At 37.6% G+C, this 21,176-nt stretch carries 21 protein-coding genes; 20 read left to right on the top strand and 1 reads right to left on the bottom strand.

From position 1 onward, the window contains the following. Positions 1–7: 7 nt before the first annotated feature. Positions 8–316, top strand: a complete 309-nt coding sequence (locus tag IGJ27_RS09045) for an ArsR/SmtB family transcription factor (protein ID WP_370566774.1) — start codon at positions 8–10, stop codon at positions 314–316. A gap of 151 nt (positions 317–467) precedes the next feature. Here the strand turns inward: IGJ27_RS09045 and IGJ27_RS09040 are convergent, their stop codons facing one another. Further along, positions 468–1,325: a pyruvate, water dikinase regulatory protein gene (locus IGJ27_RS09040; protein ID WP_010718532.1), complete on the bottom strand. Its 858-nt coding sequence runs from the start codon at positions 1,323–1,325 to the stop codon at positions 468–470. A gap of 92 nt (positions 1,326–1,417) precedes the next feature. Here IGJ27_RS09040 and IGJ27_RS09035 point away from each other — a divergent pair, with 92 nt between their 5' ends. The 19 genes from IGJ27_RS09035 (at position 1,418) to IGJ27_RS08945 (ending at position 21,054) form a co-directional block, all read left to right on the top strand. After that, on the top strand, positions 1,418–1,846 hold the full coding sequence (locus tag IGJ27_RS09035) for a Fur family transcriptional regulator (protein ID WP_010718531.1): 429 nt from the start codon (positions 1,418–1,420) through the stop codon (positions 1,844–1,846). Between the two features lie 165 nt (positions 1,847–2,011). Then, entirely contained in the window at positions 2,012–2,209 is a 198-nt protein-coding gene (rpsU, locus tag IGJ27_RS09030) for a 30S ribosomal protein S21 (RefSeq protein WP_010718530.1), read from the top strand. 26 nt (positions 2,210–2,235) lie between these two features. Continuing rightward, on the top strand, positions 2,236–2,682 hold the full coding sequence (locus tag IGJ27_RS09025; RefSeq protein WP_010718529.1) for a GatB/YqeY domain-containing protein: 447 nt from the start codon (positions 2,236–2,238) through the stop codon (positions 2,680–2,682). 461 nt (positions 2,683–3,143) lie between these two features. After that, positions 3,144–4,115 carry a PhoH family protein gene (locus IGJ27_RS09020; protein ID WP_178305801.1) on the top strand — a complete coding sequence of 324 codons (972 nt, stop codon included), beginning with the start codon at positions 3,144–3,146 and terminating at the stop codon, positions 4,113–4,115. A 19-nt stretch (positions 4,116–4,134) separates the two neighbouring features. Continuing rightward, on the top strand, positions 4,135–6,330 hold the full coding sequence (locus tag IGJ27_RS09015) for an HD family phosphohydrolase (protein WP_094940343.1): 2,196 nt from the start codon (positions 4,135–4,137) through the stop codon (positions 6,328–6,330). A 41-nt stretch (positions 6,331–6,371) separates the two neighbouring features. Further along, positions 6,372–6,848 carry an rRNA maturation RNase YbeY gene (ybeY, locus tag IGJ27_RS09010; RefSeq protein ID WP_014834527.1) on the top strand — a complete coding sequence of 159 codons (477 nt, stop codon included), beginning with the start codon at positions 6,372–6,374 and terminating at the stop codon, positions 6,846–6,848. Continuing rightward, positions 6,826–7,239, top strand: coding sequence for a diacylglycerol kinase family protein (locus IGJ27_RS09005; RefSeq protein ID WP_034700929.1), 414 nt, complete (start codon positions 6,826–6,828; stop codon positions 7,237–7,239). The genes ybeY and IGJ27_RS09005 overlap by 23 nt, the downstream gene beginning before the upstream one ends. A gap of 12 nt (positions 7,240–7,251) precedes the next feature. Beyond that, entirely contained in the window at positions 7,252–8,151 is a 900-nt protein-coding gene (gene era / locus IGJ27_RS09000) for a GTPase Era (protein WP_010718524.1), read from the top strand. A gap of 160 nt (positions 8,152–8,311) precedes the next feature. After that, on the top strand, positions 8,312–9,124 hold the full coding sequence (gene recO / locus IGJ27_RS08995) for a DNA repair protein RecO (RefSeq protein ID WP_010718523.1): 813 nt from the start codon (positions 8,312–8,314) through the stop codon (positions 9,122–9,124). Positions 9,125–9,479: 355 nt separating this feature from the next. After that, a complete protein-coding gene (glyQ, locus tag IGJ27_RS08990; RefSeq protein WP_178305802.1) occupies positions 9,480–10,397 on the top strand; it encodes a glycine--tRNA ligase subunit alpha in 918 nt (305 codons plus the stop codon). Between the two features lies 1 nt (position 10,398). Next, entirely contained in the window at positions 10,399–12,474 is a 2,076-nt protein-coding gene (gene glyS / locus IGJ27_RS08985; protein ID WP_178305803.1) for a glycine--tRNA ligase subunit beta, read from the top strand. A gap of 841 nt (positions 12,475–13,315) precedes the next feature. After that, positions 13,316–14,095, top strand: coding sequence for a YveK family protein (locus tag IGJ27_RS08980; protein WP_010737948.1), 780 nt, complete (start codon positions 13,316–13,318; stop codon positions 14,093–14,095). Positions 14,096–14,105: 10 nt separating this feature from the next. Further along, complete coding sequence (locus IGJ27_RS08975; protein ID WP_010718519.1) at positions 14,106–14,801, top strand: CpsD/CapB family tyrosine-protein kinase; 696 nt, start codon at positions 14,106–14,108, stop codon at positions 14,799–14,801. Positions 14,802–14,820: 19 nt separating this feature from the next. Continuing rightward, positions 14,821–15,585: a tyrosine-protein phosphatase gene (locus tag IGJ27_RS08970; protein ID WP_178305804.1), complete on the top strand. Its 765-nt coding sequence runs from the start codon at positions 14,821–14,823 to the stop codon at positions 15,583–15,585. An 11-nt stretch (positions 15,586–15,596) separates the two neighbouring features. After that, entirely contained in the window at positions 15,597–17,414 is a 1,818-nt protein-coding gene (locus IGJ27_RS08965) for a polysaccharide biosynthesis protein (protein ID WP_010718517.1), read from the top strand. Between the two features lie 168 nt (positions 17,415–17,582). After that, positions 17,583–18,212 carry an acetyltransferase gene (locus IGJ27_RS08960; protein WP_010718516.1) on the top strand — a complete coding sequence of 210 codons (630 nt, stop codon included), beginning with the start codon at positions 17,583–17,585 and terminating at the stop codon, positions 18,210–18,212. A 1-nt stretch (position 18,213) separates the two neighbouring features. Next, on the top strand, positions 18,214–19,332 hold the full coding sequence (locus IGJ27_RS08955) for a DegT/DnrJ/EryC1/StrS family aminotransferase (RefSeq protein WP_306172382.1): 1,119 nt from the start codon (positions 18,214–18,216) through the stop codon (positions 19,330–19,332). Then, positions 19,325–19,951 carry a sugar transferase gene (locus IGJ27_RS08950; RefSeq protein ID WP_096710097.1) on the top strand — a complete coding sequence of 209 codons (627 nt, stop codon included), beginning with the start codon at positions 19,325–19,327 and terminating at the stop codon, positions 19,949–19,951. The genes IGJ27_RS08955 and IGJ27_RS08950 overlap by 8 nt, the downstream gene beginning before the upstream one ends. A gap of 11 nt (positions 19,952–19,962) precedes the next feature. Further along, on the top strand, positions 19,963–21,054 hold the full coding sequence (locus IGJ27_RS08945) for a glycosyltransferase family 4 protein (RefSeq protein ID WP_161651566.1): 1,092 nt from the start codon (positions 19,963–19,965) through the stop codon (positions 21,052–21,054). The last annotated feature ends 122 nt before the right edge of the window (positions 21,055–21,176 follow it).

Genomic DNA, 21,176 nt, shown 5'->3' with positions numbered 1-21,176 from the left:
TTTTTTTATGGAGGTGAATCGGTTGACAAACACACCAAAAAGCGAAATAGAAAAAGTGAGTCAATTATTTAAAGTCTTAAGTGATCCTACCCGATTGAAAATATTGATGTATTTAAAAGATGGAGAACAAAATGTGACGGCCATCAGCCAAGCGGTGGAAATGGAACAATCCGCTGTTTCCCACCAACTACGTTTATTAAGGGAAAACCATGTGGTAAAATCGCATCGTGAAGGCAAAGCAATATTGTATAGTTTAGATGATTTTCACGTGTTGGATATCTTGGAACAAACCTTGAAACATGTGGAACATCAGTAAAATAAGAATGAGGCATTTCTAAGGGAATGTAAATAGATTATACTGAAAAAAAAGCCAGCAGACACGTGTCTGCTGGCTTTTTTTTCAACTAGTTATGCGTTTGGTTCTGGTTGTTTGTTATAGCTGCTTACTGGATACAATTATTTGCTCTTTATTTTTCTCCTGAAGTATCCGTGCCATAATAACTGTGGTCCTCTAAATCTAAGGCATTTAGAATCAACGAAGCCGTTTCTTCAATTGAGAGAGAAGCAACATTGATCACAACGCAACCTAATTTTTCATACAAATCATTAGCAAAATCTAATTCTGCTCGTATTTTTTCGATATCAGAATAAGCCGTATCAGGATTTAATCCATAGGAACGCATCCGTTCTTTTCGAATATTATTTAAAATATCGGGATTATTGGTTAAACCAACAATTTTTTTAGGATCGATCTCCCAAAGTTGTTTTGGGATATGGGCTTGAGGAATGAGTGGGAGATTCGCCACTTTTAAGTTTTTATTCGCTAAAAAAAGACTTAACGGTGTCTTTGACGTTCTGGAAACTCCTAGCAACACCACGTCTGCTTCTAAGAAGCCTCTTGGATCTTTCCCATCATCGTATTTTACAGCAAATTCCATTGCCTTGATTCGTTTAAAATAATTTTCATTCAATAAATGTAGGGCTCCAGGTTGACGAGTGGGTTGAATTCCTGTTAATCGTTGGATTTCTTCGATCGGTGGAGTCATCACGTCAAAACTAAATAAGTTGTTTTCTTCGCAAAAACTTCGGGTATAATCAATCAGCTCTTGGTTGATCAAGGTATGAAGAACTAACGCTTTTTCTGCTAACGCATCTTGTAAGGCTTGTTCGAGGGTGTCTTGGTCAGTGACAAACGTTCGACGAAATAAATTAAATTCAACTGTAGGATATTGTGCCATGGTTGCCTGTGCGAGTTTTGTTGCTGTTTCACCAGCTGAATCAGAAATGACAAAAAAAGTAACGATCTCAGTAGAATCAAAAGCCATAAATAAAAAACCTCACTTGCATTTTTTTTATCTTTAGTATACCATACTGTGGAATATGTACTTCGTAATCATTTTGATTTGGAGGGAAAGACTTGAAAAACCAAACATTAATCGAACAATCGTTAGAAATTTTGAAAAATAACGGATTTAAATACACGAAAAAGCGAGAAGCATTATTGACTTATTTGGTCAAAAGAAATCGTTATGTGTCAGCAAAAGAAGTATTTGATTTTATGAATGAGGAATTTAAAGGAGTGAGTTATGATACGATTTATCGTAATCTCCATGATTTCTCTGAGTTAGACTTATTAGAAGAAACCGATTTGAATGGCGAAATGAAGTTTCGCTTTCATTGTTGCCAGGGAGAGATCGGTCACCATCATCATTTTATTTGTACCGTTTGTGGGATGACAAAAGAAATCCATATGTGTCCAATGGACTATTTTGAAAATCAATTATCAGGTTGTACGATCGAAGGGCATCGGTTTGAAATTTTCGGTCGATGTGAAAACTGTCAGTAGTTGTTTTATAATAAAATAACATATCATTATTTTAAAAAATCCAAAGATTCCCTTGACGGTCAAATCAGCATTAGATATAATGTTTTATAGAACAGTCTTGTTTTTTGGATTATAATTTCAATAACAATTACGGTTACTTTTTAAGCTCGGAGGGAGGGAATTAACATGTCAAAAACAGTCATTCGTAAAAACGAATCAATTGACGATGCTCTTCGTCGCTTCAAACGTTCCGTGTCAAAAGCGGGTACTTTACAAGAATCTCGTAAACGTGAATTCTACGAAAAACCAAGCGTAAAACGTAAGAAAAAATCTGAAGCAGCTAGAAAAGCAGCGAAAAAACGCAAAAAAACGCAAAAAAACTAGTTCCTTTATGAATTGGAGTTGGTAGTGTGTCACTACTAAGTAGATTGAACGATGACATGAAAACAGCGATGAAAGCAAAAGATAAAGAATCTTTACAAGTCATACGTATGATTAAGTCATCCATTCAAAACGAGCAAATCAAAGAAGGTCACGACTTGACTGAAGATGAAGAATTAACAGTGTTGTCTCGTGAAATGAAACAACGGCGTGATTCTTTACATGAGTTCGAAGAAGCTGGACGTGACGATTTAGCTGAAAAAGTGAAAAGTGAAATAGTAATTGTTGAAAAATACATGCCAGAACAACTTTCTGAGGATGATATTCGTCAACTTGTTCAAGAAGCGATTACACAAACTGGAGCTTCTTCTGTCAAAGAATTTGGCAAAGTCATGGGTGCGATCATGCCGAAAGTCAAAGGAAAAGCAGATGGGAACCAAGTGAATGCGATTGTGAAAGAGCTATTACAATCTTAAACTTATCATTTAAAGAGTTTGGGACAACCGCCCTCTCTTAAAAAGAAAATAAGCCTGATTTTGATCCACAACGTCAAAATCAGACTTATTTTTTTTAGTTTTTTTTTCATGCATGTCCCAATTTCCTCAAGGTGAGCGCCAAGGCAACATCAATCGGTACGCCTTGTTCCCCACGCAATCATACATATCCCTCTTCTATCTCTCTTCCTCATTCGATAGATCTAGGCTTGGTTAGATTGGATCGTTGCCTTATCTATTAAGTAAAAGCTGTTTATTGATAGGCAGGAATCTCTCAATCATGGAATAACATAAAGTAAATCATGGAAGTTCAGCAAAGTAATTTTAGGTTAAAATGAATGAAACGAATAAGGAGTGAGACAACCTTTTTTATTTGCTATATAGTTTTTTATGAATATGGTAAAATAGGAAGGAATGAATTGAAGTAAAGGAGATGTCTATTTTTGACAGAAGCATCCAGTTCTTTAGAAATTAGATTAACAGCTGCTGACGATATCAGTATGTTGTTAGGCTCGCATGACAAACATGTAAAATTAATTGAAGAAATGACTGAAACAACGATTCATACGAGAGGCGAAATGATCCAGATTATTGGAGAAGAGCCGGGGCTTTCGTTAGCACAATCGGTGATACGTACCTTACAAGAATTGATCAAGCGGGGGATACATGTCAGTACACCTGATGTTGTTACTGCCTTAAAAATGGGGCAAAAAGGGACATTGGATTACTTCATTGAAATGTATGAAGAAGAAATCGTCAAAGACCGCAATGGTAAACCGATTCGAGTGAAAAATAGTGGACAAAAACAATATGTCGAGGCCGTTGCTAAACATGACATCGTATTTGGTGTCGGTCCTGCTGGAACAGGTAAAACATTTCTAGCTGTCGTTTTAGCAATTGCTGCGTTGAAAAAAGGCGAAGTCCAAAAAATCATTTTGACTCGTCCAGCGGTGGAAGCAGGAGAAAATCTTGGTTTCTTACCGGGTGATCTGAAAGAAAAGGTTGATCCTTATTTACGTCCAGTGTATGATGCACTGTATCAAATATTTGGTTTAGATCATACCAATCGTTTGATGGAGCGTGGGATCATCGAAATTGCGCCATTAGCTTATATGCGTGGGCGAACACTTGACGATGCTTTTGTAATACTAGATGAAGCTCAAAATACAACAGCGGCACAGATGAAAATGTTCTTGACTCGTTTGGGGTATCAATCAAAAATGATCGTAAACGGCGATACAAGTCAGATTGACTTACCTAAAGGGACGATGAGTGGTTTGATCCATGCAGAACGTACATTGAAACAAATCAAAAAAATTGCTTTCGTCAATTTTGAAGCAAGTGACGTCGTTCGTCATCCTGTTGTAGCCGAAATCATCAAAGCTTATGAAAAGGCAGATCTTCATCAAGAGTAAGGCTTAGGGGGATAAGCGAATGTTGAATAAAATACTCCAACAACTGCAAGCAAAATTAGGAAAGGCGGCAATGCCTTTCTTATTGCTTTTGTTTTTTGTGATCGTTTGTGGCGTTACGTTTAGTAGCGTCAAGCAAAAAGCCAATGACTTCAAAGAAGGACAAGTGGCAGAAGAAAGTATCCGTGCGAATAAAACGATCGAAAATACAGAAGAAACCGAACAAAAAAGAAAATTAGCAGCGGAAGCTGTTACGCCAGAATATACGTATCAACAAGATCTAGCTAGTGAACAAAGTAGTCGCATCAAGCAGCTTTTTGAATTGATCAATAAAACAAATGATTCGATCAATAAAGCGTATAAAGAAAAAGTAGATAAAGCAAAAGAAGATGAAAATGTTCCTAAGCCAACCATCGACGAACGAATTGCAGCTTTAAAGAAGAGTTTTGAAAATGCCAATGCTGAAAACGTGGCATTTTATCAAAAATTACCGACTAATTTTTACACAAAAATCTTTAGTATGTCAGATAGTCAAATTGCGACAGTCCGAGATGAAAGTCTTCGATTGATCAATGAACAAATGAAAAAACAAGTTCGAGAAAGTGATTTAGAAACCTTCAAGCAACAGGCGGAAGAACAGATCCAATATTTGAACGTGACACCTGACCAACAACAAACGATCCATTATCTTGTCGATCAAGGAATCGTCGTAAATGATGTCTTAAATGAAAAGAAAACAGAGGAATTGAAACAATCAGCAAGGAGTGCGGTTCAACCGGTCATGATCTATCAAGGCGAAATCATTGTTCGTGAAGGAAATCAAATCGATGCAGATGCAATGAAAAAGCTTGAATTATTAGGATTGACCAGTCAAACAACGTCAATTTTTCCTTTAGTAGCAATGATCTTAGCAGTCTTATTGCAAATTGCTGTTTTAGTTTACAACTCAATGCAGTACCATGAAGCTGGAAAACGAACAGAGTATGTTCTCTTTTATGTTACGGCTATGTCCATCAGTGTGTTATTAATGAAATTTTTCCAACTATTCCAAACGGAACAAGCAGCTTTTATCCCGCTGTTTTATCCTGCAGCTTTTGTTCCTTTAGTTTTAAATTTCTTTTTGAACCGGAGGGCAGGAATCATGGCTGCCTTGTTCCAAGCCGTATCTGCATTGTTTATTTTTTATGGCTCGATTGGGACCAACTTTTTGACCGTTATCTTGATGGCTTATCTTTTTTCAGGTTTATTAGCGACGGTTTTAAAACGCCAACGAGTGTCAGAACAATGGTTTTCAGCTATGATGTGGGTCATTATTTTTCCGTTGATGATGGATGTTGTGCTGATCGTTTATCAAGGTATGAGCTTTAGTAATGGAACAACTTGGTTAACACTGATTTGTGGCTTTATGGGGGCTTTGCTGTCGTATCTGTTAACGATGGGATTACATCCGTATATCGAATTGATGGTCAACGATGATAGTGTGATCGTCTTGAATGAGTTAAGTAATCCTAACCATCCATTGTTAAAACAGCTATTGGAAGAAGCACCAGGAACTTATCATCACAGTATGATGGTCGCCAATTTAAGCGCGAACGCAGTGGCTGAGATCAATGGGCGGTCATTATTGACGCGTGTAGCTTGTTACTACCACGATATTGGTAAAATCAAACATGCTAGCTTTTTTGTAGAAAACTTGCCTTCTGGTGCTGAAAATCCACATAATTTCTTATTACCGGAAGATAGTAAACAGATCATTTTTGGTCATGTGACCGATGGAGCGAAAATTTTAGAGGAATATGGCATGCCGCAAATGGTAATCGATATTTGCCGACAGCATCATGGAACAACATTGATGAAGTATTTCTATATCAAGGCAAAAGAAAGAAATCCTGAAGTCACCGAAGAACAATTTCGTTATCCTGGTCCCAAACCACAGACCCGAGAAGCCGGCATCGTGAATATTGCAGATAGTTGTGAAGCGGCAGTACGGGCAATGGATCATCCAACAGGTGAAAAAATCGAAAAATTTGTCCATAATTTGATTGAAGAACGAATCTCTGATGGTCAACTTGATGATAGTGGTTTAACATTAAAAGAAATTCGCAAAGTGGAAAAATCTTTGATCAGTGGGTTAAGTAGTACCTTCCATTCACGGATCAAATATCCTAAAATGAAATCGGAAGCGGAAACGATGAAAGTAGAAAAAGAAAATGGCTAAAATAAAAAATATCAGCAATAAGTAAGAAAGAAGCGATAAATATGGACATCACATTTATGGATGAAACACAGAAAGTTTCAACAGAAAAAATCAAAGAGATCGAGGATCTTCTGCAATTTGCAGCGGCTCATTTGAAATTACCCGAGGAAACAGAAATGTCTGTTACTTTTATGGACAATGCAGCAATCCAAGAAATCAACCGTGTCTACCGTGGCAAAGATGCCCCAACAGATGTGATTAGTTTTGCATTAGAAGACGAAGGGGAAGACGAAATTCCCGTGATTTTTGAAGAAGGCGATAATCCTTTACCACGAGTATTAGGAGATATCATGATCTCAATTGAGCGTGCCCAGGAACAAGCGGAAGAATATGGTCATTCGTATGATCGAGAGTTGGGATTTTTGGCAGTGCATGGCTTTTTGCACATCAATGGTTATGATCACATGACACCCGAAGATGAAGCAGAGATGTTTGGTTTACAGAAAGAGATTTTAGATGCTTATGGACTTAAAAGATAAAGAGTGCGAGAAAAAGGTTGAGAAAAATAAGCACTTCGCTATGTCAGTAGAATTTGCTCTTCAAGGGGTTAAAACAGTCTTTGATGAGGAACGTAATATGAAAAAACATGTAGGTTTTGGGTTGCTGGCGTTTTTTATGGGAGTTGTATTTCAACTGAATCAAATAGAATGGCTGTGGTTAGTTTTAGCAGTTTTTCTGGTGTGGATCGTTGAGATTTTAAATACTGTTTTTGAGAATGTGGTGGATATGTTTACCGATTTTCATTTCCATCCAATTGGGAAAAAAATCAAAGATATGGCGGCAGGAGCAGTGCTAGTCACCGCTTGTTTTGCAGTGATCGTCGGTCTCATTTTATTTGTACCTAAAATCTATCAAATGTTTTTTAATTAAAAGGAGAATAATATGTTAGAACATAAATCAGGTTTTGTCGCTATTGTGGGACGACCAAATGTTGGCAAATCAACATTATTAAATCGAATCGTTGGGCAAAAAATTGCTATCATGAGTGACAAGGCACAAACGACCAGAAATAAGATCCAAGGCGTTTATACGACACCAGAAGCACAGTTGATTTTTATCGACACTCCGGGAATCCATAAACCAAAACATCGTTTGGGTGATTTTATGGTGGAATCAGCCTACAGTGCACTAAGAGAAGTGGATGCTGTCTTATTTATGATCAGTGCGGATCAAAAACGTGGACGTGGGGATGATTTTATTATTGAACGATTAAAAAATGTTCAATCACCTGTTTATTTGATCATCAATAAAATCGATAAAGTTCATCCAGATGAATTATTAGGAATCATCGAAGATTATTCGGCACAAATGCCTTTTGCACAAGTTGTACCGATTTCGGCTACCGAAGGGAACAATGTGGACCGTCTAATGGAAGTGTTGATCGCTGAGATGCCAGAAGGTCCTCAATACTTCCCGGATGATCAAGTAACGGATCATCCAGAATACTTTATCGTTTCGGAATTGATTCGTGAGAAAGTCCTGTTTTTGACTAGAGATGAAGTCCCACATTCAGTGGCTGTTGTTGTTGACTCGATGAAACGCAATGAAAATGATAAAATCCAAATTCAAGCAACCATTATCGTTGAACGTGATAGTCAAAAAGGGATTATCATCGGTAAAGGTGGTAAAATGCTAAAAGAAATTGGGACGAAAGCAAGAAAAGATATTGAAAATTTGCTTGGTGACAAAGTATTTCTAGAACTATGGGTTAAAGTTCAAAAAGATTGGCGCGATAAAAGAGTTTATTTACAAGATTTTGGTTACCGCAAAGAGGAATACTAACTTTAAGTAGATAAAAATGAGTTGAACGTGAATATTCGATAGACGAAACCGCGTGTAAAAGTCAGAAGACTAGAAAATGAGTAGAATAAGTGGGAAAGGAAAATGATTCAGTGAATGATTTTTCTTTTCCTTATTCTTTTTCTAAAAGGGGGCGAAAAAAATGAGCCAGCTAGCCGAATCAAAAGGGATCATATTGTCCAGTCGAAATTATAAAGAAAAAGACAAATTAGTGAAAATTTTTACTGAATCTGCGGGGAAGCTGATGTTTTATGTCAAAGGAATTCACCGGCAAAACCAACCATTAGCACCTGCACTACTCCCTTTTACTGAAGGAATCTACATTGGTACGTTTAAAAGTGAAGGACTTTCGTTTATAACCAGCGTAAAAGATGTTCACTCCTTTAGAAAAATTCAAGAAGACATTTTTTTAAGTGGTTACGGCACGTATTTGTTAAACTTAGTGGATGCAGCGATCGAAGACCATCAATATGATCCCCATCTTTTTCAATTTACACAAGCAGCATTGCAACGGATGGATCAGGGTGACGACGCGGAAATCATCACCAACATCTTTGAGGTACAATTATTGCAACGCTTTGGGATTGCACCGATTTGGACACATTGTGTGGTGTGCGGCAAAACTCAAGGTAAATTTGATTATTCTTCCAAATATGGAGGCGTGCTGTGCGAAGAACATTGGTCAATGGATCACCGTCGTTATCATGCAGATCCAAGAGCTGTTTATTTCGTGCGTATGTTCTCTGCTATTTCTTATGATAAGATCACAGGAATCAATTTAAAAGACGAAACCAAAGCAACGATCAGGCAACTGATTGACCAGTTATACGAAGAATACGTAGGGATTCATCTAAAAAGTAAAAAGTTCATTGATCAAATGAAATCATGGGAACATGTCCTAAAAAAACCTGATCCGGAAGGAGAAAGTGCTTCTGAAAACCAAAAAAATGAGTAGAATGTTCAACCAACATTCAAAACTATTTGACAAAAGCCTAACTATACGTCTATTATGGAACCTAGATAAATGAGAGTTTTGTACAAAAACTTGATTGGCTAAATAAAAGAATAAAGTACGTTGAACAAGATCAGTAAAAAATACGTAGCAAAAGCGAGTTCGGGAGGGTGTGAGCCGAATGCTGTCGGTTTTTGAAGAGGCACTTGGGAGTACTGACAATGAAGCTGCCGAAATTTTCGGAAGTAGGGTGGAACCGCGAAGTTATTCGTCCCTATGTTTGTTTAGACAAGCATAGGGACTTTTTGTTGTTTCAAATTCTCAGCAAACTATTTAGAAGTGGAAGGAGTCATTTTAAATGAGCAAAGAATTATCTGTACAAGACATGATCTTGACGTTACAAAAATTTTGGTCATCAAATGGGTGCATGTTGATGCAAGCCTATGATACAGAAAAGGGGGCAGGTACAATGAGCCCCTATACCTTTTTACGAGCAATTGGACCAGAGCCTTGGAATGCAGCATACGTAGAGCCTTCTCGTCGCCCAGCCGACGGTCGTTATGGGGAAAATCCGAACCGTCTGTATCAACATCATCAGTTCCAAGTAGTGATGAAACCATCACCTGAAAATATCCAAGAACTTTATTTAGAAAGTTTACGTTTATTGGGGATCGATCCTTTGGAACACGACATTCGGTTTGTCGAAGATAACTGGGAAAACCCTTCGATGGGCTGTGCTGGTGTTGGTTGGGAAGTTTGGCTCGATGGAATGGAAATTACACAATTCACGTATTTCCAACAAGTCGGCGGTCTGCCATGTAAACCAGTGACATCTGAAATTACTTATGGTTTGGAGCGCTTGGCATCCTACATCCAAGAAGTAGAAAGTGTCTATGATCTTGAATGGTCAGATGGCGTAAAATATGGGGAGATTTTCAAACAGCCTGAATACGAACACTCCAAATATTCATTTGAAGTCAGTGATCAAGAACTATTATTAAGTAATTTTGATCGTTTTGAAAAAGAAGCTAAACGATGCATTGATGAAAATTTAGTTCATCCTGCCTATGATTACATTTTAAAATGCAGTCATACATTCAATCTATTAGATGCTCGTGGGGCAGTTTCTGTCACAGAACGAGCTGGTTATTTGTCACGTATCAGAAATATGGCAAAATCTGTTGCAAAGATTTTTGTGGCAGAGCGTGAAAAATTAGGATTTCCTTTATTGAATAAAAACACAGCAAATCCAGAAACGGTTAAGGAGGCTGAATAACATGGCAAAAGAGTTACTTTTAGAAATCGGGTTGGAAGAAATGCCTGCCCATGTAGTTACACCAAGCATGAAACAACTGGAACAAAAAACAGCAAAGTTTTTAGATGAACACCAATTGTCTTATGATACAATCGAAACTTTTTCAACGCCAAGACGTTTAGCGATCAAAGTAACCAATATCCCAGAACGTCAAGCAGATAGCGAAGAAGAATTAAAGGGTCCGGCTAAAAAAATCGCATTGGATTCAGATGGAAATTGGACGAAAGCCGCAGAAGGGTTTGTACGTGGTCAAGGTTTGACGACTGACGATATTACCTTTAAAGAGCTGAAAGGTGTAGAGTATGTGTACGTAACCAAATATACACATGGACAACCAGCGAAAGAAGTATTGACTGGACTTGCAGATGTCATCAAAAGTTTGACATTTCCTGTTACGATGCATTGGGCAAATTTTGACTTTGAATATATTCGTCCTATTCATTGGATTGTTGCTTTACTAGATGATGAAGTGATTCCTTTCGAGATTTTAGATGTTACAACAGATCGCACATCACGTGGTCATCGTTTCTTAGGAGAAACAGTTCGTTTCGCTCATGCCAAGGAGTATGAAGAAAAATTACAAGAACAATTCGTGATAGCTGCGCCACATAAAAGAAAAGAAATGATTGTCCAACAAGCAACAGAATTAGCAGAGAAAAACCATTGGACGATCGATTTAGACGAAAAGTTATTAGAAGAAGTAAATAATTTAGTCGAATATCCCACAGTTTTTGCTGGCGATTTTGAAGAAAAATATCTGTCTGTCCCAGAAGAAGTATTGGTTACTTCAATGAAGGAGCACCAACGTTATTTTGAAGTAAGAAATGACCAAGGATTACTCTTGCCACATTTTATTTCTGCTCGAAATGGGGATCGTGTCAAACTAGAAAACGTGATCCGTGGAAATCAAAAAGTATTGACTGCTCGTTTAGAAGATGCAGAGTTTTTCTACAATGAAGATAAAAAGATTGAAATCGAGACTTTTGTTGATAAATTAAAATCAGTGACTTTCCATGAAAAAATTGGAAGCATCTACGAAAAAATGCAACGAGTACAAGTTATTGCTCGTATTTTAGGTAAATCTGTCGGCTTATCACCAGAAGAGTTAACGGATTTACAACGTGCTGCTGAAATCTATAAATTTGATTTAGTGACCAACATGGTAGGTGAGTTTCCAGAGCTTCAAGGGATCATGGGTGAAAAATATGCGCGATTACACGGCGAAACATCAGCTGTAGCAACAGCTATCAAGGAACACTATCTGCCAATTTCAAGTGAAGGTGACTTACCAGAAACCAAAATTGGTGCAGTATTAGCGATTGCAGACAAATTAGATAGTATCTTCTCTTTCTTTACAGTTGGAATGATCCCAAGTGGGTCAAATGATCCGTATGCTCTTCGTCGTCAAGCGTATGGGATTGTCCGCATCATCGAAGCAAAAAATTGGGCATTTCCATTGGTTCGTTTACAACGTGAAATCGACCAGGCAATCAATGAAGATCAAGAACGTTTTGGCGTCCAGTTATCGGATGGACAACAGGCAGTCATTGATTTTATCAAAGGACGTTTCCGTCAGTTACTAACTACAAAACAAATCCGACACGATGTGATTGATGCAGTTTTAAATGCAAAACAAAGCGATTTGACAAAAGTTTTTGCAGCAGCTCAACTGTTTAAAGAACGTTTAGATGAGGAAGAGTTTAAGCCATCGATGGAAGCATTGACTCGAGTGGTTAATTTAGCGAAGAAAGCGCAAGAAACAACGACAACAGAGATTAATCCTGCGTTATTTGAAAATGAAGCTGAAACAGCACTTTATCAAGCGGTAGCAGAAATGAAAAAACAATTTGGTACACAAACGCTGAAAGAAGATTATGATCAACTTGTTGCTTTACGTCCATTGATCGAAACGTATTTTGACCAAACCATGGTCATGGTAGACGATCCTGCTGTCCGTAACAATCGTTTGGCACAGCTGAAACAAATTGCTGAAATGGCACTATCAATAGCAAGCTTAGATCAGATTATCACTAAATAAATCAGGTAGCCCTTTGCCAACTTGATTTGAAACAAGCGTTATGACAAGTCTAGCTCTGAGATATAAGCCGAAGCATCCGAAAATAGTTTCTTCTATTTTTAAATGCTTCGGCTTATTTTTTGACTGATTACCGAAGTGCAGATCTTTGAACGCCGTCGATAAGATTGTGAAAGTACCAGAGTGGATGCTTTCATAGCAATTACTCGTTTTAGCGTAAAAAGTAAGCTTAAGGTCTTAATACCTCAGACTCTTTTTATGTAGTGTATATCGTTTTTATTCATGCTATCTAGCAATAAACGACTTATCTTTCACGAATCAGAACAATATGACATTTTTTGGTAAAAAGAGAACAATCGGTTAGTGCTATTGAGTGAAATGCATAGTTTTTGTTATTTTTAAATCATCCTTTATTTAAAAATGAAAGTTAGGTATAATTAATATAGAAAAATTGTTATTCATAACAAGAAAAGCTTGTTATGAATGGGATAATAGTAAATAGGGTCTCAGGTAGAAATTCTTTACTTGTCTAATGAAATTAGCAAATTTCCCGTGATTTGGAAGCGATTAGATAAAGTAACGATTTATTTTTTTGGGAATAAAAAGTTTTTAAAACGATGGGATCCAGTATCTTACTCTAGATGATAATAATTATCATCTGAATGATAAACTAAAAATTTTTTTAGAAATCGATGTCATTTTATTATCTAAGTATGTTCATAGGATGGAAGTCTCACGAAGCTTCACTGAAATGAGTATATTTTATGAGAACAAGTAACATCAGCAGGATGTCATGTGTTAAAAGAAAAATGAATCTAGGAAAGTAACAGGAAAGTGGAGAGAAATGGAAGAGACAATTAGTATAAAAGAGATCATCGGAGTATTTCGTAAGCGTTTGTTGACCTTATTTATTTCAACGTTAGTTGGTTTGGCGGTAGCAAGTTTCGTTACATTCTTTATTTTAACACCCAAGTTTAGTTCACAAGCCCAATTGATTGTCACGTTGCCTCAGTCAAATATTACGAATGTCAATGATGTGAATACGAATTTACAAATGATTAACACCTACAAAGATATGATCATTAGTGACTTAGTTTTAAGTGAAGTGAAAGATCAATTAGAAACGCAAGATCAGCTAGCAATGACGGTTGGAGAAATCAAACAAGCAATCACAGTGAATCAATCCGAAAATTCACAAATGTTTTCTATCCAAGCGATTAGTTCGATTCCAGATAATGCTCAGAAAATTGCGAATACCACAGCTGAGGTGTTTCAAACGAAAGCAAAAGATGTGATGAATGTCGATAAAATATCGATCATTTCTGAAGCGGTTGCGGACGGAACATCGGTGTCACCAAATAAAAAAATAAATATTGCCCTTGGCCTTATTTTAGGTCTGATGATTGGCATGGGGATAGCTCTGTTATTGGAATTGTTCGACCAGACTGTGAAAGATGAAAAATATCTTTCGGAGGTCATAGGGTTTCCAATTTTAGGGACGGTACCAGAAATGACTGCCAAAGATTTCAATAGAAATGACAAAAACAACAACGCACCGGTGACAATAAACGATGAAACTGGTGAACAAGCGAGAGCTTCTCGTAGAGCTCGTTCGAGAGTGTAGGAGGGAAAACATGCGACGCGTCATAAAACAAAAAGAAACACTACTTCAACCGATTCGTTTGATTACTTTAACTAATCCTTCATCAGCAGCGGCTGAGCACTACCGAACGATTCGAACCAATATCCAATTTGTTTCAATCAATGATCAACAAGTCAAAACGATCGTGGTCACGTCATCTGGACCAGGTGAAGGGAAATCGACCACGGCTGCAAATCTGGCTGTTGTCTTTGCAAAAGCTGGTCAGAAAGTGTTATTAGTTGATGCTGACATGCGAAAACCAGTTATTTACAAAGCATTTCAAATAAATAATCACTATGGGTTAAGTAATCTACTCAGCTCAACTGAAACGATCAGTAAAGGGATCCAAAAAACGGCAATCAAGGAATTATCGGTATTACCAAGTGGACCGATTCCTCCTAATCCATCAGAGCTGTTAAGCTCGAAAAGAATGGATCAACTAATGGTAGAAGCAAGTCAGCTCTATGATATCGTGATGTTTGATTTGCCTCCGATTGTAACTGTGACAGATGCTCAAATCTTGTCATCAAAGGCAGATGGTACGCTTCTGGTAGTACGTGAAAAGACTTCACGAAAAGAAGCAGTTGTGAAAGCCAAAAAATTATTAGAGATGGCTCAGGCAAAGGTACTGGGAATTGTTTATAACGGAGTCGAACAAAGCAAAGATACAAGTTATTATTATGAATGATAAAGAGGAGGTAAAGGGAATGATCGATTTACATTGTCATCTATTACCAGCAGTTGACGATGGTGCGCAAAACCTGGAAGAAAGCCTGGCAATGGCTGAAAAAGCGGTTGAACAAGGGATTACTCATATTTTATGTACACCGCACCATAACAATGGCAAGTATTGTAATCAAAAGAAAAAAGTCATTCCCCTAGTCGCCACTTTACAAAAAGAGCTGGATAAAAGAAATTTACCGTTGGTGTTATTAGAAGGTCAAGAAGTTCGTATTACTGGAGAATTGCTTGAAGCGCTTCACCTAGATGAACTTCTTTTTACAGATTTAAATGATACTTATCTGTTGATTGAATTTCCTACATTAGAAGTACCGTTATATGCAAAGAACCTTTTTTTTGAACTGTTGAAACTAGGAAAAATACCAGTAATCGTGCATCCTGAGCGTAATACTTATTTTGCAAAAGATCCGAATCGTTTGTTGCCTTATCTAGAAATGGGGTGTTTGACACAGCTGACAGCGCCAAGTTATCTGGGGCGCTTTGGCAAAGAAATCCAAAAAACAGCAAAAAAAATGGTCAAGTACAATCTTGTACAAATGATTGCTTCGGATGCTCACGGTGTTGAGCGACGTTCTTTTTGTTTAAAAGAATGTTATGAACAAATCGCTAAAGACTTCAATAACGAAAAAGTTGAGCAAATGAAACAAGTCGCCAAAGATTTAATCAATGGGGAGCAGATTCATTATCCAACTTATCAAGCGATAAAAAAGAAGAAGTTTGGGTTATTTTAGGGGGAGTAAAGGTGTTTGAAGTCACAAGAAAAAGAAAGATTGCTATTTTGATAGGAGTTGATAGCTTATTGTTGTTTTTGGCAAACATTGCTACAATTAGATTCATGAAGCCATTCGCAGAAGTATCAACGGATTTTATGTTCATCTCTACAGGCGTTTCAATAGGTTTCTATTTGTTTTATGGGAGTTTATTTAAAGTCTTTACAAGAATCAATCGCTATATGAATTTAGAAGAAATCAGGGCGATTTTTGTTTCTTTGTCGATCACTATGATTTCAAATCTTTTTGTCTTGTTTTTTATCAATCATCAGTATATGTTACGTCTAACGATCTTTACCTATATTTTGTCTTTGCTTTTAATCATGGGAAGCCGTCTGGAGTGGCGTCTTTACATTGAGAAAAAGCAGACAAAGCTACAACCTAGAGCCACTGCCAAGAAGACGATCATCGTAGGCGCTGGTGAAGGCGGTAGAATTTTGGCAAATATCTTACTTGGATCAAAAACAGCAAGTGACACCTATGTCATTGGTTTTGTTGATGATGATCCTAATAAGCAAAATACATATCTTTCAGGAAAAAAAGTGATCGGTATGATCAAAGACCTCCCTGCACTAATCAAGAAACATGATGTACAAATCGTTACCATCGCCATTCCTTCCTTATCCAAAACAAAAATCAGGAATATCTTTCAAATGGTAGAATCCTTGCATGTCAAAGTAAACACGATGCCTTCAATGGAAGAAATCGCTTCTGGAAAAGTTAGTGTCACAAAATTAAAAAAAATTGACGTAGTTGATTTACTAGAAAGAGATGAAGTTGAATTGGACATTGAATCGATCAAAGGTCATTTGACAGGGAAAACCATTCTTGTGACTGGTGCGGGTGGCTCGATCGGCTCAGAGATTTGTCGGCAGATTATCCAGTTTTCCCCAGCACAATTATTACTAGTAGGACATGGGGAAAATTCGATTTATTTGATCGATCGGGAACTCCGCATGAATCAGCAAAATCAGCAGACAAAAATCGTCCCGCTCATTGCAGATATTCAAGATCGTGACAAAATCAATGAGATCATGCAAAACTATCGCCCAGATATCGTTTATCATGCTGCAGCACATAAGCATGTTCCTCTCATGGAAGTAAATCCCAAAGAAGCAGTAAAAAATAATATTCTTGGAACAAAAAATGTTGCGGAAGCAGCCAAACAAGCGAAAGTCAAAAATTTTGTGATGGTCTCAACAGATAAAGCGAATCATCCACCTAATGTGATGGGAGCGACAAAGCGGATTGCAGAAATGATTGTAACAGGATTGAACGAAAAAAATGGAACAACATTTTCCGCTGTTCGCTTTGGAAATGTATTAGGTTCACGAGGAAGTGTGATTCCTGTCTTTCGTGAACAAATTGCGCAAGGTGGACCAGTCACGATTACTGATTTTCGGATGACACGTTACTTTATGACAATTCCTGAAGCAAGTCGATTGGTCATTCAATCAGGAGTCTTGGCTAAAGGTGGAGAGATTTTTATTTTAGATATGGGTGAACCAGTCAAAATCGTCAACCTTGCCAAAAATATGATTCGCCTGAGTGGCTATCGTGAAGACGAAATTGAGATTCTTGAAACGGGTATCCGTCCTGGGGAAAAACTATATGAAGAACTACTGTTGGATAAAGAGAGAAACGATGAAGCTGTCTATGAAAAAATTTTTGTTGGAAACATCAAAGGTTATTCAAATCAAAAAGTGATGGATTTTATCCGTCATTTGCCAAAAGATGAGAAACAATTAGCAAGAGAAGTGATTCGTTTTGCCAATGCTTCTAATCAATAGAAACTAGCTGTTTTAAGCTGAACGTACTATTAGTAAAGTAGTAAAATCATTGCTTTATGTGCTGGATTATACGATTCCTGCGATCAAAAATTGCATAGGGATACGTTATTCAAATCGCATGTAAAAAAACGTTTGACCATCAAAAAAAGAAACGAGAGGAGAAAGCGAGTGGATGCAATAATAGTAGGAGCAGGTGGGTTTGGTAAAGAAATTGCTTTTTTGCTCCAACAACAAAATGAGTATCAGTGGGTCGGTTTTGTCGATGATCGTAAAAGTGAGCAAAGCGATGTTCTAGGAAAACCTGTGATTGGCAAAATTGCTGACTTGCTTCAAGTCAAAACACCAATGGCAGTTTTTCTTGGGATTGCGGCTCCGACGGTCAAAGAAAACATCTATGAACAGTTACGACAAAACCCTCACTTGCTTTTTCCAAATTTGTTTGCCCCTAGCGCATTGATTGGCTTAAATGTTCAACTGGGCATTGGGAACATATTGATGCCTTACACGACCTATACTGCAGATATTTCAATCGGTGACTTCAATATGATCAATATTGGTTCAACAATCGGTCATGACTCCATTATAGGTAGTTACAATGCCATTTTTCCTAATGTCAATATTTCGGGAGCAGTCACTTTAGGAGATAAAAATGAACTGGGTGTCGGTACAAAGATTATTCAAGAACGTTCGATTGGTGATGGTAACATTATTGGGGCTGGCAGTGTTGTCATCAGAGATATCCCTCATCATTCAAAATGGGTGGGGGTACCAGCAAAGATAATTGAAAGGTGGAGTTGATGTGAGAAAAAAGCGAATATTATTAGCTTCGCCCCATATGAGTGAAGCAGGCTATGAACAAGCGTTTGTCAAAGAAGCCTTTGATACGAACTGGATTGCCCCTTTAGGTGCCAATGTCGATGGTTTTGAGCAAGAACTGGCAGATCATGTGGGAGCCAAGCATGTTGCTGCGCTTTCTTCAGGTACGGCAGCGATTCATTTAGCATTAAAGGCAGCAGGTGTCACGAAAGGAGATCAAGTGATTTGTCAATCCTTGACTTTTGCAGCTACGGTCAACCCGATTCTTTATCAAGGAGCCGTCCCAATCTTTGTGGATAGTGATGCCGAAACTTGGAATATGAGTCCTGTTCATTTACGCGCAGCTTTAGAAAAATATCCAAAAGCGAAAGCGGTGATCGTCGTTCACTTATATGGATTAGCTGCAAACTTAGCTGAAATCATGCAGATCTGTCAAGAATATCAAGTGACGTTGATTGAAGATGCTGCCGAATCATTAGGAACGACTTACCAAGGTAAATATACAGGAACGTTTGGAGACTATGGGATTTATTCCTTCAATGGAAATAAAATCATCACAACTTCAGGTGGGGGAGCATTAATCTCTGACGATCAATCAAAAATCGGAAAAGTCAAATTTTGGGCCACTCAATCTCGTGAAAATGAACGTTATTATCAACATTTAGAAATCGGTTACAACTATCGTATGAGCAATATATTAGCAGGAATCGGACGTGGTCAATTAAAAGTATTAAATGAAAGAATCCAAAAGAAGCGTGCCATCTATCAATTTTATCAAGAAGAATTGTCCGAGTTTCCTAATATACAATTTATGCCGGAAAACTCTTGGAACGAACCTAACTATTGGTTGAGTGTCATTCGTTTAGAAGGAATAGATCCATCTTATTTGATTGAAGAATTGGAAAAAGAACAGATCGAAGCACGTCCTGTCTGGAAACCGATGCACTTACAGCCTGTTTTTGACTCTTTTGATTTTATTGGCGGCGAAGTTGCAGAATCGCTTTTTTCTTCTGGAGTTTGTCTTCCCTCAGATACTAAAATGACGGATGAAGAGTTAAATAGAGTCGTTGCAACGATCAAGCGAGTGATGCGTTATGAGTAAACCAACCTTTTATCGACTTTTTGGAAAGCGTGCGTTCGATCTTTTTTTCTCAGGTCTTTTATTGCTTTTGCTTGCACCACTGATGCTCATACTTGCAGGGTGTGTGCGATTAAAATTAGGTTCACCGATTATTTTTAAGCAAACAAGACCAGGGAAGAATGAACAATTATTTTTTATGTACAAGTTTCGCACGATGACAGACGAGAAAGATCAACATGGCGCGTATCTTCCAGATGAAGTTCGTCTAACAAAATTCGGCAAACTACTTAGAGCGACTAGCCTTGACGAGCTGCCAGAGCTTTGGAATATCTTTAAAGGCGAAATGTCTTTTGTTGGTCCTCGTCCATTATTGGTAGAATATTTGACACTTTATAATGAAGAGCAACGAAAACGCCACAACATTCGCCCAGGTTTGACCGGATTGGCCCAAGTCAGTGGTAGAAATGCGATCAGTTGGGAAGAAAAGTTTACGTATGATTGTTTGTACGTTGAAAGTTATTCGTTTGGCAAAGATGTTTGGATCTTGTTACAAACAGTCCTTAAAGTGTTCAAACAAGAAGGGATTAGCTCAAATTTTGGACCAACAAGTGAAAAATTTGAAGGGAATGAACCATACTGAAAATTTTATATGTGACGACGATCTCCAATACACTCAATGCTTTTTTAATCCCGCATATTGATCAACTAATCAAAAATGGACATGAAGTGAGTGTGGCATGTGCGCTTGAACAACCGTTGGCATCTTATTTTTCTGATAAAAAAATACCAGTGTTTCAAATACCATTCAATAGGAATCCATTAGCTAAAAGCAATCTTTTAGCCTATAAGAAAATCAAACAGCTGATCAAAGAAGAGAATATCGATATCGTACATACGCATACGCCAGTTGCTTCGATGGTGACAAGACTTGCTTGTAAGCGGATCAATATTCCTATCTACTATACGGCACACGGGTTTCACTTTTATCAAGGAGCCCCAATGCTTAATTGGTTCGTCTATTACCCAGTTGAAAAATACTTATCTCGTTATACAAGTAAGCTTATTACCATTAATCAGGAAGATTATTTGCTTGCTTCACAAAAATTTAAAGCAACACAAACTCATTTGATTCAGGGGGTTGGAATCCAAGTCGAAAAGTTCGAGAAAACCTTGGTTGATAAACGGCTAAAAAGTAAGGTACTTTCACTAGCTCAGCCAACAACCAAAGTACTCCTTTCAGTCGGTGAATTGAATAAAAACAAAAACCACGAACTGGTGATTCATGCACTCGCTTCATTTAAAGACCAAGATTTCCACTATTTTATTTGTGGAACGGGACCTTTGAAACAAACGCTGGAACAAAAAATTAAATTTTTAGGTTTGGAAAAGAAAGTCAGTTTACTCGGATATCGTAAGGATATTATTGAGATCATGAAAATGAGTGATCTATTTCTCTTTCCTTCTTTAAGAGAAGGATTGCCCGTATCGATCATGGAGGCTATGAGCGTTGGTTTACCGGTAGTTGCTTCAAATATACGAGGCAATAAAGATCTGATCTATGATGAGAACACAGGAAAATTGTTTGATGTCAAAGAGTCAGAAGAACTAGTGAATATTCTTCAAGATTTTTTTTCTGGAACGTTACCTGTTACAAAATATTCCGAGAACGCTGCTGCTCATATCCAACAATTCAGCGAAAATGTAATCATCAATCAAGTAGCAGAACTTTATGAAACTTTATAACTAAAGGAATTTCACAAAATAAAAAAAGCACTTAAACAGGGAAAATGAGGTGAAAAGCTCTTAACCTCAAGAATGTTTTGATTATTTGTAAGAGTGACTGACGAAATGAGCCTGGGTTCAAA

The organism is Enterococcus sp. DIV1726a, assembly GCF_051710985.1.
GTDB classification, from domain to species: domain Bacteria; phylum Bacillota; class Bacilli; order Lactobacillales; family Enterococcaceae; genus Enterococcus_B; species Enterococcus_B hirae.
The sequence above is the reverse complement of the archived record's forward strand: the minus strand, read 5'-3'. Positions and strand labels throughout refer to the sequence as shown.